Origin of the sequence: Microbacterium resistens (assembly GCF_021172025.1) — a bacterium.
Lineage (GTDB): Bacteria > Actinomycetota > Actinomycetes > Actinomycetales > Microbacteriaceae > Microbacterium > Microbacterium resistens.
Map to the genome: position 1 here is coordinate 1,216,686 of NZ_CP082781.1, position 16,908 is coordinate 1,233,593.

The window sequence follows — 16,908 nt, forward strand, 5'->3', positions numbered from 1 at the left end:
GACGACGAAGGGCGGGGCCGGTCGATCCGGTCCCGCCCTTTCCGTGTCGGTTCGGGGCGCTGCGCGGGGATTCGGGGCGCATGACAGTGCCGGATCGCCCCGGATCGGACCCCGAACGGGTCAGTTCTTGCCGAAGAGCTTCTGGATCTCGGCGAGGTCCGCCTCGGAGGGCGCCTTCTGTCCGCCGAGGCCGAAGCCGGTCCCCGTCGGCTGGGAGTTCGCCGCGGCGAGGCCCGCGTTCTCCGCCGCGCGCTTGGCCGGGTTGCCCGAACGGGACCCGCCGCTCTTGGCCTTCTTGCCTCGCTTCGACGAGCCGCCGGGGCGTCCCATGCCGGGCACCGGCCCCATGCCGGGGATGTTGGGGGTGCCGCCGCGGGCGACGGTCTTCATCATCTTCGCCGCCTGCTCGAAGCGCTGCACGAGCTGATTCACGTCCGTCACCGTCATCCCGGAGCCGCGTGCGATGCGCAGACGGCGGGAGCCGTTGAGGACCTTGGGATTGCGGCGCTCCCCCGGCGTCATCGAGCGGATGATGGCCTCGGTCCGGTCGATCTCCCGGTCGTCGAAGTCCTCCAGCTGCTGCTTCATCTGGCCCATGCCCGGGAGCATCCCGAGCATCTTCTTCATGGAGCCCATCTTCTTGAGCTGCTGCATCTGCTCGAGGAAGTCCTCGAGGGTGAAGGTCTCGGTCGCGAGCTTCTCGGCGACCTTCATCGCCTCGGCCTCGTCGAACGCCTGCTGCGCCTGCTCGATCAGGGTGAGGATGTCACCGAGGTCGAGGATCCGGCTCGCCATCCGGTCGGGGTGGAACGGCTCGAGGTCGTCGAGCCCCTCGCCGGTCGAGGCGAAGATGATCGGCCGACCGGTCACCGAGGCGACGGACAGCGCGGCACCGCCTCGGGCGTCGCCGTCGAGCTTGGAGAGGACGACGCCCGTGAAGTCCACGCCGTCCTGGAACGCCTTGGCCGTGTTGACCGCGTCCTGACCGATCATCGCGTCGATGACGAAGAGGACCTCGTCCGGGTCCACGGCCTTGCGGATGTCGGCGGCCTGCTTCATGAGCTCGGCGTCCACGCCGAGGCGGCCGGCCGTGTCGATGATGACGACGTCGTGCTGCTGTCGGCGCGCGTGCTCCACGCCGTCGCGCGCGACGCGGACGGGATCGCCGACGCCGTTGCCCGGCTCCGGCGCGAAGATCGTCGCTCCCGCCTGCGCCGCCACCACCTGGAGCTGGTTCACGGCGTTCGGCCGCTGGAGGTCGGCGGCGACGAGGAGCGGCGTGTGCCCCTCCCCCTCCAGCTGCTTGGCGAGCTTGCCGGCGAAGGTCGTCTTCCCGGAGCCCTGGAGCCCCGCGAGCATGATGACCGTCGGCGGCGTCTTCGCGAACGCGAGGCGGCGCTGCTCGCCGCCCAGGATCGCGATGAGCTCCTCGTTGACGATCTGGACGACCTGCTGCGCCGGGTTCAGCGCCTTGTTGACCTCGTCGCCGAGCGCCCGCTCGCGCACCTTCGCGGTGAAGTCCTTGACGACCGCGAGCGCGACGTCGGCGTCGAGGAGCGCCCGCCGGATCTCGCGGACGGTGCCGTCGACGTCGGACGCGCTCAGCTTTCCCTTCGTGCGCAGATTGCGGAAGGTCTCGGTGAGCCGATCGGAGAGGGTGCCGAAGGTAGCCATGGTGCCTTCGATTCTACGGGAGGCGCGCACGCGCCCCGCCCGTCGGCGCCTAGGCACCCCAGGGCAGGGCGTGGATGCTCCGCAGTGCCTCGTCGAAGCGGGCCTCCAGGGAGGCCTGCCCGGCACCGTCCTCGGCCCAGACACGAATGGCGGACAGCACGGCGGTCGCGCATGCCGAGCCGAGGATGTCGGCCGGGATCACCGGCACGCCCGCCGCGCGGGCGGCCGATGCGACCCCCGCCGCGAGCGTCGCGTGGCGCAGGCCGCTGTCGCGACGCAGCTCGGTCTCGACGCCCATGGCGGACGCGTTGCGCAGCGCCAGGGTGAGGGGGTCGGGTGCGAGGTCCCGGATCACAGCGCTCAGCGCGGCGCGCACCCCGGGGCCGTCGGCCTTGGTCCCGAGGGCGCCCAGCGCCACCAGGGTCGCGTCGATCCGCTCGTCGAGCCCCGACCACAGCACGTCGCTCTTGGAGGAGAAGTAGTTGAAGAAGCTGGATCGGCTCACCCCTGCGCGACGGGTGATGTCGGCGATCGACGTGGCCTCGTAACCCTGCTCCAGGAACAGCTCGCACGCCGCTTCCGCGAGCGTCTCCCGGGAGGACGCCCGCGGACGCCCGGAGGATCGCGCGTCCGTGTGCATCCCCTCACCGTATCGCCACGCCGCGCCGCGAGGCCCCGACCGATCAAGGACGCTATTGTTGTACTCGATCCAATAACCGCTCCGGTTCGGAGGACCCATGCTCGACATCCAGACCGTCGGCCTCGCGCCGGACTTCGTGCCCTACCTCGACGGGTGGGATCTGCAGCGCCGCGTCCATGCGGAGGTCGTCGCGGGAACCCGTCCGGACACGCTCCTCCTGCTGGAGCACGAAGCCGTCTACACGGCGGGCAAGCGCACGGAGCCGCACGAGCGCCCCCAGGACGGCACTCCCGTGATCGACGTGGACCGCGGGGGCAAGATCACCTGGCACGGGCCGGGGCAGCTCGTCGGGTACCCCATCGTCCGGCTCGTCGAGCCGGTGGACGTGGTCGCGCACGTCCGGCGGATCGAGAGGACGCTCATCGACGTCCTCCGCGACTTCGGCGTGGACGGGTACCAGGTCGAGGGTCGCAGCGGCGTGTGGGTGCGCCGCCCGCTGTCGGAGGACAAGGTGGCCGCGATCGGCGTGCGTGTCCAGCAGGGTGTCACGATGCACGGGTTCGCGATCAACGCGGACAACACCCTCGCGGGGTTCCGCGGCATCATCCCGTGCGGCATCAGCGATGCCGGCGTGACGACGGTGAGCGAGGCGAGCGGCCGCCCGACCTCCCCCGCCGACCTGGCGGGAGCCGTCGCCGACGCCTTCTCCGCCCTGTACGCGACGGAGGTCGCCGCATGAGCGCCGCTCCCGAGGGCCGCAAGCTCCTCCGGCTCGAGGTCCGAAACGCCGAGACGCCGATCGAGCGCAAGCCGGAGTGGATCCGCACCAAGGCGAAGATGGGCCCGGAGTACCAGGCGCTGCACTCGCTGGTCAAGGGCGAGGACCTGCACACGGTGTGCCAGGAGGCGGGCTGCCCGAACATCTACGAGTGCTGGGAGGACCGCGAGGCGACCTTCCTGATCGGCGGATCGCAGTGCACCCGCCGGTGCGACTTCTGCCAGATCGACACCGGCAAGCCCGCCGACTACGACACCGACGAGCCGCGCCGCGTCGCGGAGAGCGTGCGGCGCATGGGCCTGCGCTACGCCACCGTGACCAGCGTCGCCCGCGACGATCTCCCCGACACCGGGGCGTGGCTGAACGCCGAGACGGTGCGTCAGATCCATGCGCTGAACCCGAACACCGGCGTCGAGCTGCTCGCGAACGAACACAACGCCGATCCCGCCTTCCTCGGGCAGATCTTCGACGCCCGACCGGAGGTGTTCGCGCACAACGTCGAGACGGTGCCCCGGATCTTCAAGCGGATCCGGCCCGCCTTCCAATACGAGCGTTCGCTGAACGTGATCACGCAGGGCCACGAGGCCGGGCTGATCACCAAGTCGAACCTCATCCTCGGCATGGGCGAGGAGCCCGAGGAGGTCGTGCAGGCGTTGCAGGACCTGCACGACGCCGGCTGCGACATCATCACGATCACGCAGTACCTCCGCCCGTCGCCGAGGCATCTGCCGGTCGCCCGCTGGGTCAAGCCCGCGGAGTTCGTCGAGTTCAAGGAGGAGGCCGAGCGCATCGGGTTCCTCGGCGTCCTCGCCGGACCCCTGGTGCGCTCGTCCTACCGGGCCGGTCGCCTCTGGGCGCAGTCGATGATCTCCAAGGGTCGTCCGATCCCCGAGCACCTCGCGCACATCGCGGAGGGTGCGGAGCTCGGGTTCGCACAGGCGGTCTGACGCCGGCTCGGTCGGGCGGCCACCGGGGGGATGCCGCCCGGCCCTCGAGTCAGTCCGCGCTCATCACCGAGAGTACGGAGCCGTCGGACCCGAAGTTCACCAGCAGCACATCATCCGTCGAATCGGCGTCCAGCGCGTACTCCAGCACCGCGAACGGGTCCGTGCCGCCGTGCTCGTCGGCGAGGATCGTCATGCTCATGAGACGCAGCGAGCGGATGATGTCGACCGCGGCGTCGCCGGACACGTCGACGAGGATGTCGTTCAGCTCGTCGCCGTAGGCCTCCTGCTGCTGCAGCACGAACTCCGTGACCTCGCTGGTGCGATCGTCCACCTCGGACAGCATGGCGTTGCGGGCGTTGCCGTCCACCGACTCGATGCCGGACACCAGCGCTGCGGCGATGTCGAGCGCCTCGGCCGACACGTCGTCCTGGTCCGGCGCCGTGAGATCCACGGTCACGACCTGATCCCCGAACTCCACGATCTCCGACCAGAAGATCGATCCGTCCGGGCCCGAGGACAGCAGTCCGAAGAAGTCGTGTTCGATCGCCATACGGCTATGAAACCAGTCGCCCGGGCGGTGCGGTACCCCCGCGCCGGTGCGTCTGCGGACCGATCAGCCGTCGACCAGCGCCTGGACGAACACGTGGGGGGTGAAGCCGGTCAGGTCGTCGATCCCCTCGCCCTGCCCGAGCAGCTTCACCGGGATGCCGGTGCGTTCCTGGACGGCGAGCACGAAACCGCCCTTCGCCGATCCGTCGAGCTTCGTCAGCACGAGTCCGGTGACCCCGGCGTGCTCGAGGAAGGCCTCCGCCTGCATCACGCCGTTCTGCCCCGTCGTGGCGTCGAGAACGAGCAGGACCTCGCTGATCGGCGCCTGCTTCTCGATCACCCTGCGGATCTTGGACAGCTCGTCCATCAGCCCGCCCTTGGTGTGCAGCCGCCCCGCCGTGTCGACGAGGACGATCTCGGTGCCGGTGCGCTGGGCGTGCTCGATGGTCTGAAACGCCACAGACGCGGGATCCTGACCCTCGTGCTGCGGACGGACGATCTCCGCCCCGCCGCGCTGCGCCCACGTGGCGAGCTGGTCGACGGCCGCCGCGCGGAACGTGTCCGCCGCGCCGACGACGACCGATCGGCCGTAGCTGCGGAGGAACTTCGTGAACTTGCCGATCGTCGTGGTCTTGCCGACCCCGTTCACCCCGACCACGAGCACCACGGCGGGACGCTCGGTGAGCTTCAGGGTGGTGTCGAACCGGGCGAAGTGCTCTTCGAGAGTCTCGCGCAGCATGCGCTGCAGATCCCGGGGATCCGTGGTGCGGTACCTCTCCACCTTCTCGCGCAGCTCGTCCACCAGGCGCTCGGTGATGTCGGGTCCGAAGTCGGCCGTCAGCAGCGCCGTCTCCAGGTCCTCCCACGTCGTCTCGTCGATGGTGGGCTTGACGAACATGCCGCGCAGGGCACGGGTGAGGGACCAGGACTTCTCCGCCATGGGATCCAGCCTACGGGGCAGGGCGTGGTTCAGGCGTTCGCGGCCTCGCGCTGTGCCCGGTCGCCGACGCGCTGTCCGACGACCGCGGACACCCCGTCCTGCCTCATGGAGACGCCGTACAGCGCGTCCGCGATCTCCATCGTGCGCTTCTGGTGAGTGATCACGAGCAGCTGCGAGCTCGCCCGGAGCTGCTCGAAGACGGTGAGCAGGCGCCCGAGGTTCGCGTCGTCGAGGGCGGCCTCGACCTCGTCCAGGATGTAGAACGGGCTCGGCCGCGCCTTGAAGATCGCGACCAGCAGCGCGACGGCCGCCAGGGAGCGCTCACCGCCCGACAGCAGCGAGAGGCGCTCGATCTTCTTGCCCACCGGGCGGACCGCGACCTCGATCCCGGTCGACAGGAGGTCGTCCGGGTTCGTCAGCGAGATGCTGCCCGTGCCGCCGGGGAACAGCAGGGGGAACACCTCGCCGAACGCCGTCTTCGTGTCCTCGAAGGCGTCGGCGAAGATCGTCTGCATCCGCTCGTCGAGGTCCGCGATGATCGTCAGCAGATCCTGACGCGTCTTGGTGAGGTCGGCGAGCTGCTCCGTGAGGAAGGCGTGGCGCTGCTCCAGGGCGGCGAACTCCTCCAGGGCCAGCGGGTTGACGCGCCCGAGCTGCGTGAGCTTGCGCTCCGCTTCCTGGAGGCGGCGCTGCTGCACCCGGCGATCGAAGGGAACGGCGGCGTCCTCGGATTCGTCCGGGTCCCCGGGGTCCCGCGGAACCGGCTGGTCGGGGCCGTATTCCGAAACGAGAATATCCTCGTCGAGCGCGAGCTCGCTGGACACGCGCTCGAGCAGGCTGGTGAGGTGCAGCTTCTTCTCGTGGATCTGCAGCTCGAGCCCGTGGACGCTCTCGGTGAGTCCGGCGAGCCGCTCCCGGATCGACGTCTCGCGAGCGCGCAGGGCGGTGAGCTCCTCGGTCTGTGCGGCGCGGGCGGACTCCGCCGCCGCCAAGGCCACCCGGGCCTCGGCGACGGAGCGGTCCAGCGAGTCGAGCACCCGGGGCAGCTCAGCGGCGACGCCGGACGCCGCCTCCCGCTGGGCGCGGCGGATCACCGCCCGCCGGGCGGCCTCGGCCGCCGCGTCCCGCTCACGCTCGCGCTGACGCTCCAGCGTCGCGACTCTCGTCTGCGCCGCGCGGACCCGTTCCCGGAGCGTCTCGATCCCGAGGCGCGCCTCCAGCTCCTCCTCGCGCGCCTTCTCGAGCGCCTCGAGCAGGCCGTCGCGCGCGGATGCGTCCAGGATCGGGCGCGGCGCCGCCTGCGCCTGCTCGAACTCGGCCTTGGCCGACTCGGCCTTCGCCTCGGCCTCGGCGACGGTGGCCTGCACCTGGGCGAGGCCGGCCTCGAGGCGCTCGCATTCGGCGATCGCGGACTCGTGCCTCACGGTGACCCGGTTCACCTGCTCCGTGTGGGCGGCGAGCGCGGCGTCGTGCTCGCGCAGCGTCCGCAGCGCCTCCTTCGCCGTGCGACGGGCCGTCTCCAGGGTCTCGGACGCGTCCGCCCGCGCGCTCCGGAGCGTGTCGACGATGACGCGCACCTCCTCGAGCCGCTCGACCGCGGCGTCGCGTTCCGCGATCAGCTCCAGACGCGAGCGCTCCCCGGCCGCGCCGGCGCGGAGGGTGTGCGCGGTGAGCACCTCTCCGGTCTGCGTGACGATCGTGACCGGCGGTCCCGGAAGGGCCGCCGCGGCCGCCCGCACCGTCCGCGCGGCGTCGAGATCGGGGACGATCAGGACGTGGGAGAGGACGCCGAGGATGCCGGGCGGGCCCGTGACGACCTCGCTCGCCGCGGTGGCGCCGTCGATCGCGGGCGGCTCCGCGGGCGAGACGGACGCGCCGGGCTCCGCGATCACCAGATCGACGCCACCGGCGTCGATCGCCTCCGCCGCCAGCAGGAAGGCGGCCTCGTCGTCGTCGACGAGCACGCCCTCGGCGAGGGGGCCGAGCACCGCGGCGACGGCGGCCTCGTACCCGGGGCGCACCTGGACGGCATCGCCGACGAGTCCGCGGACGCCCGGTCCGCCCGCGCGGACGATCTCCGCCGCTCCCCCGGACACGGCGACCGCGCTGCCGAGGGCGGCCGCCTTCGCCGTGAGAGCGTCGGCCTCGCGCTCGGCTTCGTGCAGGCGCTCCCGCAGCCCCTCCAGCTCCGCCTCCGCGGCCGTCACGGCCGCCTGGGCGGATTCGTAGGCAGCGGTGTGCTCGGCGGCCGTTCCCTCGGGCGCCTCGCCGTCCTCGATGGCCTCGCGCGCCTCGGCCGCCTCACGGCGCCGGGCGTGTGCCGCTTCGAGCGCGTTCTCCTGCCTCAGCACGGCGCCGCGCACCGCGGCCAGGGCCGAGGCCGCGGCCTCCGCCTGGCCGCGCAGCGTGGTGATCCGCATGTCGTGCGCGGAGACGAGGGCGCTCTGCTCGGCGATGTCGGCGTCCAGCGCGTCGAGCTCCGCGCGTGCTCGCGCGACCTCGCGCGCCGCCTCCTCGGCGGCATCCTGCGCGTGACCCAGCCCCGAGCCGATCTCGGTGATCTCGTCCTTCGCCTCGTCGATCGTCGCCTGCGTCACCGTGACGGCGGTGACGGCCGCATCGTCCTCCTCGGTGCCCAGCAGGGCGAGCCGCTGATTGGCCAGCGTGAACAGCCCCCGCATGCGCTCCTGCACCTGCTCCAGACCGAAGGCGACACGGCGGGCCTCGTCCACGGCGGCGGAGTTCTGCAGCGCCTCGAGACGGGCGATCTCCGCGCGCACCTCGTCGGACTGCTCGGACAGCACGACGCGCTCGGCATGCCGCTCGTGCTCGTTGCGGGTGTGGTCGGCGAGCGCGGCGCGCAGCGCGACCACATCGTCCGCGAAGATCCGTGCCTTCGCGTCCCGGACGACCGCGGCGATCGTCTGGGCCTCGCGGGCGATCTCAGCCTGGCGCCCGAGCGGCTTGAGCTGACGCCGGATCTCCCCGGCCAGGTCGCTGAGCCGGGTGAGGTTGGCCTCCATCGCGTCGAGCTTGCGGAGGGTCTTCTCCTTGCGGCGGCGGTGCTTGAGGATCCCCGCGGCCTCCTCGATGAAGCCGCGGCGATCCTCCGGAGACGCCTGGAGCACGGTGTCGAGGCGCCCCTGCCCGACGATCACGTGCATCTCCCGGCCGAGCCCGGAGTCGCTCAAGAGCTCCTGGACGTCGAGCAGCCGGCATCCCTCACCGTTGATCGCGTACTCGCTGGACCCGTTGCGGAACAGCGTCCGGCTGATCGTCACCTCGGCGTACTCGATCGGCAGCGCACCGTCGCTGTTGTCGATCGTGAGCTGGACCTCGGCACGGCCGAGCGGGCCGCGCGAGGAGGTCCCGGCGAAGATGACGTCCTCCATCTTGCCGCCGCGGAGCGTCTTCGCCCCCTGCTCGCCCATGACCCATGCCAGCGCGTCCACGACGTTGGACTTCCCCGACCCGTTGGGCCCGACGATGCAGGTCACCCCCGGCTCGAACGCGAACGTCGTGGGCTGCGCGAAGGACTTGAACCCCTTGAGGGTCAGGCTCTTCAGGTGCATGCGCGCGGCTGCCGTCCGGGTCGGATCACGCCCATACGCTATCCGACGCCACCCGGCCGCGACCGCGGAAACGCCCGGATGTCAGCGAATCCTGTGTGTTCGCTTGACGCGCGTCGGCGCGGTCGGATAGCGTGACGAACCGAACAGCCGAGAAAGGAGGTTGCCGACATGATGATGAAGCTTCGCGCTCAGACGACACTCACCCCATTCCGCGGGGTCACCGCCATCGCGGCGATCTCCGCCGGCATCACCCGCGCCGCGGCCGCATAGCGCGCCGCCCGCCCGGGTACCGCCCTCCCCACGGGACGGCGCCGTCCGTGGTGCACTGCGCACTACCGCGCCCTGATCGTCACGATCCTCCGGCGCCTCCCGGACCCCTCTTCGGGTCCCCTCTCCGATCCGTCACGGATCACTCTCCACCGCGCCCCGGTCCCGGTCCTCGTGATCAGCCGGCTTCGCCGTTCCCCGGCGGCGCGCCCTTTCACCGCCAACGAAAGCGACAATCGTGAACACCTCACTGACCGCCTCGCAGGATCAACCCTCGAAGCACCTGTCCCGACCCGCCGTGTCGGGTACCGACCATCTGGCCGTGGAGTTCCCCCGCGAGGACGAGCTCCGACGCCTGTCCCTCGCGGATCGCCTGGCCTTGCGCGTCGCCCTGTGGCTCGTGCTGCACGCCCGTCGGGACGCCGACCCCGCCGAGCAGCACCGGCGCCACGAGGCACGCCTGCGCGTGCTCGCGGAGTACGAGCACCGGCGTCTCAACGCCGCGCGCTCGCCCCAGCTGTTCTGAGCCGTCGCGGACCCGAGGTCCGCAGAAGGGATCGCACGACGATCATGATCGACCACACCCTCGCCGACGCGCCGCCGATCGATCCGGCGGATGTCGTCGCCCTGCCGGAGGGGGCGCGGATGTACCCGCTCCCCCTCCCGGCACCGGGACAGGGCCCCACCGCCCTCGTGCACGCTTACGCCGCGGTGCGCAACCGGAGCTCCTGGGAGACCTCGGGGCGCGGTGACGACCAGTTCACCGCCGAGGAGCTCCTTCCGCTGCTCGACTCCAACGCGGACATGGTCCGTCGGCAGTGGTGCATCGAGCAGGACGGCGCCCTGATCGGGTGCGCGGTCCTGAACATCCGCCAGGACGGCGGCGCCGACGTCGCGCAGTGGTATCTCGCGCTGCTGCGGGACGTGTGGGGACGCGGCATCGGATCGGCCGCGTACGCCGAGATCGAGCGCGTCGCGCGCGCAGACGGCGTACGGGAGCTCCAGCTGTGGGCCGAGCACGCGGACGTCCACGCGGACGGCGCACGCCTCGAGTCCCCCAGCGGGTTCGGCAGCGTCCCGCAGGACCACGCGACGCGCTTCCTCTCGCGTCACGGGCACACCATCGAGATGATCGACCGGGTCAGCATGCTGACATGGGACGACGCCACGATCCCGCACCTGCGCGGGCTCCTTGCCGACGCTGCGGCGCATGCGGAAGGGTACCGAGTGGTCCACTGGACGCTCCCCACCCCGCCCGAGCGCCGGGACGGCTACGCGTGGATGAAGTCCCGCATGTCGACGGACGCCCCGAGCGGCGACCTCGCCTCGCCCGAGGAGGCCTGGGACGCCGAGCGCGTCGTCCGTCATGACGAGCGGTACGCGGCGCGCGGCCAGTCCGTGCTCGTGACCGCGGCCGAGCATGTCGGCACCGGGGAGCTCTGCGCGTTCAACGAGCTGGCCATCGGCATCGACCGCACGGCCACGACCCATCAGGAGGAGACCCTCGTGCTGTCCTCCCATCGCGGGCATCGCCTCGGCATGCTCGTCAAGTGCGCCGGCCTGCTGGCCTGGCGCGAGATCCACCCGCGGTCCCCCTCGGTCGTCACGTACAACGCCGAGGAGAACCGCCCCATGCTCTCGATCAACGAGGCGATCGGCTTCACGGCCATCGCCGCCGAAAGCGCCTGGAAGAAGGTACTGACATGACCATCGACGCGACGACCCCGACGCTCGAGATCGCTCCGCTCGTCGTCCCCTCCTCGATCGACGCGGCCGACGCCGCGGAGTTCCTCGCCTACGCCGAGCTCAACCGGCGGATCTGCGCGCAGGACGCGGGCCGCGCCGAGCTCGCGCCCAGCGCCGCCGAGATGCTCCCGGAGTGGCATGACACCACCGATGTCCTGCCGCTGGGCTTCGTGGCCCGGCGGGACGAGGAGATCGTCGGGATCCTCACGGTCTACCTTGCTCAGGAGGACGGCGCGACCGCGGCGGAGTTCGATCTGCTCGTCGCGCCCGAGCACTGGGACTCCGGCGCCCCGGAGGCGCTGCTGCGGAAGGCGCGTGAGGAGGCCGTGCGCCACGGGCGCACGGCGCTGCAGACCTGGACGCTGCACCGGCCTGACGCCGGCGCGGCCGAGGCGCTGACGCCCCTCACCGGCTGGGGCCGGGTCACCCGCACGCCCCTCGCATCGCTCCTGGAACAGGACGGCTACGCCCTGGAACAGGTCGAGCGCAACAGCGAGTTCGACCTGCGTGCCGACCCGTCGGCGCTCCGGGAGCGGCTCGATGAGGCCCTGTCGTTCGCGGGCGAGGACTACCGGGTGCGGCACTGGACGAGCCCGACGCCGCCGGAGCTGCGCGAGCGCTACGCGGCGATCCTCTCCCGGCTGTCCACGGACGCCCCGAGCGGCGGGCTGCACGTCGATGAGGAGTCGTGGGATGCGGGCCGGGTCGAACGGCGCGAGGCGCAGTTCGCCGAGGCCGGACAGCTCGTCTCCGTCGTCGCGGTCGAGCACGTGCCGTCAGGCGACCTCGTCGCGTACAACGAGCTGGTGATCGCCGGGGATCGCACGGGCATGACCCACCAGTACGGCACGCTCGTGCACGCCGATCACCGGGGTCACCGGCTGGGGACCATCGTCAAGTGCGAGAACCTGCTGCGCTGGCGGGAGCTCGCTCCGCACTCGCCGACGGTCTCCACCTTCAACGCGGAGGAGAACCGGCCCATGCTCTCGATCAACGAGGCGATCGGCTTCACCGCCGTGTCCTTCGCCGCCGCCTGGCAGAAGCGCCTCGATTTCTGAGATCCGGGCGGGGCCGCGGGGCCCTGCCCGGATCTCATCCTCCGGGATGACACGGTGCCCGCCATCTCCCTCTGCGGGGCGACGATCCGCGTCCTCCGGCCGACGAGGCTGGAGGCATGAGCACCGCAGTGACCCCTTTCGTCATCCAGGCCCAGGGCCTCGTCAAGACCTTCGGCACGACCAGAGCCCTCGCCGGCGTGGACCTCGGCATCGCCCCCGGCGAGTCCGTCGCGATCATGGGCGCGTCCGGATCGGGAAAGACGACCCTGCTGCACGTCCTCGCGGGCATCACCACCCCCGACGCCGGCCGCGTCGCCTTCCAGCCCCGCGGCGGCGCCGCGGTGGAGGTGAGCGCCCTGGACGAGACGAGCCGGTCGCGGCTGCGCCGGGAGCGGTTCGGCTTCGTCTTCCAGCAGGGTCTGCTGATCCCCGAGCTGACCGCGATCGAGAACGTCGCGCTGGCCGCCATGATCAACGGGACCTCGCGCGCCGAGGCCACGCAGTACGCCGCCGGGTGGCTCGCCTCCCTGGGACTGGCCGGGATGGAGGACCGCCGCATCGGAGAGCTGTCCGGCGGACAGGCGCAGCGCGTGGCCATCGCCCGCGCCCAGGTCACCGGCGCCGAGATCGTGTTCGCCGATGAGCCGACCGGGGCGCTGGACTCCGTCACGTCCGGCGAGGTCATGGACGCCCTGCTGTGGTCGACGACCGGACAGGGGCGCACGCTGGTCGTCGTCACGCACGATCCCCAGGTCGCGGCCCGCTGTGCCCGCACCGTGTCCGTCCGCGACGGCGCGATCGTCTCGCAGGGGGTCGCGGCGTGAACCTCTCCGTGCTCCGCCTGCTGCTGCGGCCGGCTCCCGGCAGCCTCGGCCCCCTCCTCATCCCCGCCGCCGCCTTCGCGATCGTGTCGGCGCTCATCCTCACCGTCGTGGGCGGGGCGCAGGCGTTCTGGCGATGGGACGACGAGTACGCCATGATCTACCAGCTCCTCGCGACCATCGCGCTGGTCCTCCTCGTGGTGCCGCTCGGCACGCTCGGCGGTGCGGCGGCGCGCCTGTCGGCCCGTCGCCGCGACGAGCGGCTGTCCACGCTGCGACTGCTCGGCGTGACGCCGGCCGGCGTCGGCGTCGTCGCCGTCGTCGAGTCCACGATGATCGCCGCCGCGGGCGTCGCGGTGGGCGTCGTCATCTCCTACGCGCTCGTTCCCGCGATCGCCCTGATCCCGTTCCGCGGCGCGCCCCTCGGCACGGACGCGATCCTGGTGTCCCCGCTCGTCGTGGCCGCTATCGGCCTGGGCACGATCCTGCTCGCGACGGTGAGCGCGGTCATCGGGCTGCGTCAGGTGGTGATCTCGCCCCTCGGCGTCCGGACCCGCGCCACCCCGCCCCGCCTGCACTGGATCCGGGCCGTGATCGGCGTGATCGTGATCGCCGGCGGAGTGATCCTCGCCAAGCTCGTCCCGTCTCTCGGAGGCGTGCTCATCATCACCGCGGTGCTCGGCGGGCTCTTCGCGGTCGCACTGGTCGTCCTGAACCTTCTCGGCCCCTGGCTCCTGCAGGTGTCGGCGCGGCGACAGGCCCGGACGGCCCGAACGCCGCACCGGCTGCTGGCGGCGCGGATCGTCCTCGACTCCCCCAAGGCCGCGTGGCGACAGGTCAGCGGGATCGCGATGTCCAGCTTCATGGCCGTGTTCGCCGGAACCGGTGTCGCGCTCATGAACACAATGAGCGCGGACGACGCCTCCGCGCAGGACCTCGCCCTCGTCACCGACATGCGCACGGGGCTCATCATCACCCTCGTCGGCTCCTTCCTCATGGTCGCCGCGTCGGTCGGGGTGACGCAGGCGTCGGACATCCTCGACCAGAGGGAGCTCCACCGCAGCCTGCACTACCTGGGCATGCCGCTCGACACCGTGGACGCCGCCCGGCGTCGCGCGATCATGTCGCCGCTGCTGTTCACGGCGCTGGGATCGGCGCTGTGCGCGGCCACGCTGATCTTCCCCCTGCTCGGGATCGCCCTGATCACCGCGCCGGTGTCGCTGCTGACGATCGCGCTCGTCCTCGCCGCCGGCATCGGGCTCGTCTGGGTCAGCACACGCGCCACCCGCCCGCTGCTGTCGCGCTCGTTCGCCGCCTGAGCCGACGAAGCGGAGGGACCGTGCCCGCCTCGGGCGCGGTCCCTCCCTCCCACAGCCGTCGGGGGTGAGGCCCGTACGGCTCCCGCCTCACCCGCGGCTGCGCTCGTACAGCGCGATCCCGGCCGCGACGGACACGTTCAGCGACTCGACCCCCGCCGTCATCGGCACCGCGTACCGCCACCGGGCGAGACCGTCGAGCCGGCGGGAGGCGCCGCGGCGCTCCGCGCCCATCAGGATCGCGATCCGACCGGGGATCGCCGCCACGCCGCTGAGCGGCGCGCCCGCGTCGGCGGCGAGGCTCACGAGCGGGATCCGTTCGGCGGCGAGGAATCCCTCCAGACCCGCCGCCGTCGTCCGCAGGACCGGCAACGAGAACACGAGCCCCCGGCTCGCGCGGATCAGCCGGCGATCGTGCACCGAGGAGAGTCCGCTGTCGACGAGGACGACGCCTGCGACATCGAAGGCGCACGCCGTCCGCACGATCGCGCCGATGTTCCCGGGGATGCGCACGCCGTCCAGGACGAGGACGTCTCCAGGACGCCGGGACAGGCCGGCCCAGGTGGGAGATGCCGGCGCCACGGCCAGGGCGAAGACCGGGACCAGCTTGTCGCTGCCGAAGAGCGCGCGCAGCACGCGGTCGGCGACGACGACGAATGCGGCCGACGGCGCCTGAGCGTGGACCCGGCGCCCGGCCTCCTCGTGGCTCTCCGCCGCGTACACCGTCGCGATGCGCACCCCCGCACGAATCGCCTGCGCGACGTTCTCCTCGTCGTCCACGACGATCGTGCGCGGACGCGGGGAACGGGAACGGAGGACGTCGGCGACGCGCCGGATCGCAGGGTGTCGAGGGTCGCGGACCACGGTCTCGTCCGTGCGGTCCTCGGCGTGCGAAAGAGGGAGAAGCGCGCTGGTCATGCCTCCAGCGTCAGCCCTGACGTTACGTCAGGGTCAAGCAGGGTATCGAGAGGCCACGGGCCGTCATCATCCGGATCACCGGCGCCGCTGGCAGCGGGGGCAGTAGTGCGAGGAGCGGTTCATGAACGCCTCCCGACGGATCGGGCCTCCGCACCGCGGGCACGGCTCTCCCCCGCGCCCGTAGGCGTTCAGCGAGTGCGCGAAGTAGCCCGCCTGTCCGTTCACGTTGACGTACTGGGCGTCGAAGCTCGTGCCGCCCTCCGCCAGCGCCTTGTGGAGCACGGCGCGCACCTCGGCCATCAGGCGCCGTACGGCCGGGGTCGAGAGAGCGGAGGCCGAGGTCTCCGGATGGATCCGGGAGGCCCACAGCGACTCGTCCGCGTAGATGTTCCCGACGCCGCTGATGAGGGTCTGGTCCAGCAGCGCGCGCTTGATCGCGCTTCCCCGACGGCGCAGCGCCGCGCGCAGCAGATCGTCGTCGAACGCCGGATCCAGCGGGTCCCGCGCGATGTGCGCGACCTGGGTCGGGACCATCGCGGCGTCGGTCCCCCAGCCGGCGGCCCGGCCGTCCGGCGTGGGCACCAGCGCATCGATCGCCAGGGAGCCGAAGGTGCGCTGATCAGAGAAGACGACCGCGAGCTCGCCGTGCCGCGGATGCTCGACGATCATGCGCACCCGCTCGTGGCGCTCCGGCGCCGCATCCGGCCGTCGCAGCAGGAGCTGGCCGCTCATCCCGAGGTGCCCGACCACGGCGTGCGCCGGGTCGCCGGAGTCGGAGGCGGCGAGCGGCATCCAGAGGAACTTGCCCCGGCGGGCGACGCTCTGGACCTCCGCGCCCTCCAGGCGTCCGACGAAGTCCGCGGCTCCGGGGAGGTGGCGGGTCAGCGCACGCTCGTCCAGGACGTCGACGGAGGAGATGCGCGCGCCCGTCATCGCAGGCGCGAGGCCGGCGCGGACGACCTCGACCTCGGGCAGCTCAGGCACGGTCGCTGAGGACGTGCCAGGCGCGCAGCGCCGCGGCCATCTCGGCCGTCTTCTTGCTGCTGCCCTCGCCGGTGGTGGTGACGTCTCCGACGACGACCGTCGCGGTGAACCGCCGGTCGTGGTCCGGGCCGTCGGATTCGACCGAGTACTGCGGCGGCGTGGCGCCGAGACGCGCCGCGATCTCCTGCAGGCTGGTCTTGGGATCCATGGCAGCCCCGTACCGCTCGGGGTCCGCGAGCAACGGTTCCGTCAGCCGGAGCACGAGAGCCGTCGCGGCCTCCGCCCCCGCGGACAGGAAGGTCGCGCCGATCACGGCTTCCATCGAGTCCGCGAGGATCGAGTCCTTGTCACGGCCACCGGTCTGCTCCTCGCCGCGGCCGAGCAGGAGATGGTCGCCGAGTCCGATCTTCCGCGCGACCTCCGCCAGCGCCACTGTGGAGACCACGCTGGCGCGCCGCTTCGCGAGGGCGCCCTCGTCCAGATCCGGCAGCGTGGTGAACAGCATCACCGTCACGGCCTGCCCCAGGACGGAGTCGCCGAGGAACTCGAGCCGCTCGTTGTGCGGGATCCCGCCGTGCTCGTACGCGTACGACCGGTGGGTGAGCGCCAACTCAAGAAGCTCGGGGTCGATCTCGACCCCGAGCGTCTCGGTGAGAGGTCTCGTCCCCCCAGGGACCTCCGTCACGATCGTTCGAACG

At 71.8% G+C, this 16,908-nt stretch carries 15 protein-coding genes; 7 read left to right on the forward strand and 8 right to left on the reverse strand.

Going from position 1 to position 16,908, the window contains the following annotated elements:
- Positions 1-120 precede the first annotated feature (120 nt).
- On the reverse strand, positions 121-1,674 hold the full coding sequence (gene ffh / locus K8F61_RS05950) for a signal recognition particle protein (protein WP_067244495.1): 1,554 nt from the start codon (positions 1,672-1,674) through the stop codon (positions 121-123).
- A gap of 49 nt (positions 1,675-1,723) precedes the next feature.
- Complete coding sequence (locus K8F61_RS05955; protein WP_231821018.1) at positions 1,724-2,314, reverse strand: TetR/AcrR family transcriptional regulator; 591 nt, start codon at positions 2,312-2,314, stop codon at positions 1,724-1,726.
- 97 nt (positions 2,315-2,411) lie between these two features.
- Here K8F61_RS05955 and lipB point away from each other — a divergent pair, with 97 nt between their 5' ends.
- Together lipB and lipA are read left to right on the forward strand one after the other, a co-directional pair.
- Positions 2,412-3,053, forward strand: a complete 642-nt coding sequence (gene lipB / locus K8F61_RS05960) for a lipoyl(octanoyl) transferase LipB (protein WP_231821019.1) — start codon at positions 2,412-2,414, stop codon at positions 3,051-3,053.
- A complete protein-coding gene (gene lipA, locus K8F61_RS05965; protein WP_067244489.1) occupies positions 3,050-4,039 on the forward strand; it encodes a lipoyl synthase in 990 nt (329 codons plus the stop codon). The genes lipB and lipA overlap by 4 nt, the downstream gene beginning before the upstream one ends.
- A gap of 49 nt (positions 4,040-4,088) precedes the next feature.
- Here lipA and K8F61_RS05970 read toward each other — a convergent pair whose 3' ends face one another.
- The 3 genes from K8F61_RS05970 to smc form a co-directional block, all read right to left on the reverse strand.
- Positions 4,089-4,589, reverse strand: a complete 501-nt coding sequence (locus tag K8F61_RS05970) for a DUF2004 domain-containing protein (protein WP_067244487.1) — start codon at positions 4,587-4,589, stop codon at positions 4,089-4,091.
- Between the two features lie 63 nt (positions 4,590-4,652).
- Entirely contained in the window at positions 4,653-5,528 is an 876-nt protein-coding gene (gene ftsY, locus K8F61_RS05975; protein WP_231821020.1) for a signal recognition particle-docking protein FtsY, read from the reverse strand.
- 29 nt (positions 5,529-5,557) lie between these two features.
- Positions 5,558-9,100 (reverse strand): chromosome segregation protein SMC, encoded by a 3,543-nt coding sequence (gene smc, locus K8F61_RS05980; protein WP_231821021.1) that lies wholly within the window; start codon positions 9,098-9,100, stop codon positions 5,558-5,560.
- 505 nt (positions 9,101-9,605) lie between these two features.
- Between smc and K8F61_RS05985 the strand changes: the two genes are divergently transcribed.
- The 5 genes from K8F61_RS05985 (at position 9,606) to K8F61_RS06005 (ending at position 14,311) form a co-directional block, all read left to right on the forward strand.
- A complete protein-coding gene (locus K8F61_RS05985; RefSeq protein ID WP_067244480.1) occupies positions 9,606-9,893 on the forward strand; it encodes a hypothetical protein in 288 nt (95 codons plus the stop codon).
- Positions 9,894-9,937: 44 nt separating this feature from the next.
- Complete coding sequence (locus tag K8F61_RS05990; RefSeq protein WP_231821022.1) at positions 9,938-11,074, forward strand: GNAT family N-acetyltransferase; 1,137 nt, start codon at positions 9,938-9,940, stop codon at positions 11,072-11,074.
- Positions 11,071-12,171: a GNAT family N-acetyltransferase gene (locus K8F61_RS05995; RefSeq protein ID WP_231821023.1), complete on the forward strand. Its 1,101-nt coding sequence runs from the start codon at positions 11,071-11,073 to the stop codon at positions 12,169-12,171. Before K8F61_RS05990 ends, K8F61_RS05995 begins: the two co-directional genes overlap by 4 nt.
- A 116-nt stretch (positions 12,172-12,287) precedes the next feature.
- The gene (locus tag K8F61_RS06000) at positions 12,288-12,995 is read left to right on the forward strand and encodes an ABC transporter ATP-binding protein (protein ID WP_231821024.1); all 708 of its coding nucleotides are present in this window, start codon (positions 12,288-12,290) and stop codon (positions 12,993-12,995) included.
- Positions 12,992-14,311, forward strand: coding sequence for an FtsX-like permease family protein (locus tag K8F61_RS06005; RefSeq protein ID WP_231821025.1), 1,320 nt, complete (start codon positions 12,992-12,994; stop codon positions 14,309-14,311). The genes K8F61_RS06000 and K8F61_RS06005 overlap by 4 nt, the downstream gene beginning before the upstream one ends.
- A gap of 87 nt (positions 14,312-14,398) precedes the next feature.
- Here K8F61_RS06005 and K8F61_RS06010 read toward each other — a convergent pair whose 3' ends face one another.
- From K8F61_RS06010 to rnc, 3 genes are all read right to left on the reverse strand, one after another.
- Positions 14,399-15,226: a TrmH family RNA methyltransferase gene (locus K8F61_RS06010; protein ID WP_231821026.1), complete on the reverse strand. Its 828-nt coding sequence runs from the start codon at positions 15,224-15,226 to the stop codon at positions 14,399-14,401.
- Between the two features lie 75 nt (positions 15,227-15,301).
- Positions 15,302-16,210: a bifunctional DNA-formamidopyrimidine glycosylase/DNA-(apurinic or apyrimidinic site) lyase gene (gene mutM / locus K8F61_RS06015; RefSeq protein ID WP_067244466.1), complete on the reverse strand. Its 909-nt coding sequence runs from the start codon at positions 16,208-16,210 to the stop codon at positions 15,302-15,304.
- Positions 16,203-16,895: a ribonuclease III gene (gene rnc, locus K8F61_RS06020; protein WP_067244463.1), complete on the reverse strand. Its 693-nt coding sequence runs from the start codon at positions 16,893-16,895 to the stop codon at positions 16,203-16,205. The genes mutM and rnc overlap by 8 nt, the downstream gene beginning before the upstream one ends.
- Positions 16,896-16,908: the final 13 nt, after the last annotated feature.

Excerpts from the sequence above, each read along its gene's own strand:
- ffh (WP_067244495.1), bottom strand. The coding sequence starts at position 1,674 with ATGGCTACCTTCGGCACCCTCTCCGATCGGCTCACCGAGACCTTCCGC.
- K8F61_RS05955 (WP_231821018.1), bottom strand. The coding sequence starts at position 2,314 with ATGCACACGGACGCGCGATCCTCCGGGCGTCCGCGGGCGTCCTCCCGG.
- lipB (WP_231821019.1), top strand. The coding sequence starts at position 2,412 with ATGCTCGACATCCAGACCGTCGGCCTCGCGCCGGACTTCGTGCCCTAC.
- lipA (WP_067244489.1), top strand. The coding sequence starts at position 3,050 with ATGAGCGCCGCTCCCGAGGGCCGCAAGCTCCTCCGGCTCGAGGTCCGA.
- K8F61_RS05970 (WP_067244487.1), bottom strand. The coding sequence starts at position 4,589 with ATGGCGATCGAACACGACTTCTTCGGACTGCTGTCCTCGGGCCCGGAC.
- ftsY (WP_231821020.1), bottom strand. The coding sequence starts at position 5,528 with ATGGCGGAGAAGTCCTGGTCCCTCACCCGTGCCCTGCGCGGCATGTTC.
- smc (WP_231821021.1), bottom strand. The coding sequence starts at position 9,100 with ATGCACCTGAAGAGCCTGACCCTCAAGGGGTTCAAGTCCTTCGCGCAG.
- K8F61_RS05990 (WP_231821022.1), top strand. The coding sequence starts at position 9,938 with ATGATCGACCACACCCTCGCCGACGCGCCGCCGATCGATCCGGCGGAT.
- K8F61_RS05995 (WP_231821023.1), top strand. The coding sequence starts at position 11,071 with ATGACCATCGACGCGACGACCCCGACGCTCGAGATCGCTCCGCTCGTC.
- K8F61_RS06000 (WP_231821024.1), top strand. The coding sequence starts at position 12,288 with ATGAGCACCGCAGTGACCCCTTTCGTCATCCAGGCCCAGGGCCTCGTC.
- K8F61_RS06010 (WP_231821026.1), bottom strand. The coding sequence starts at position 15,226 with ATGACCAGCGCGCTTCTCCCTCTTTCGCACGCCGAGGACCGCACGGAC.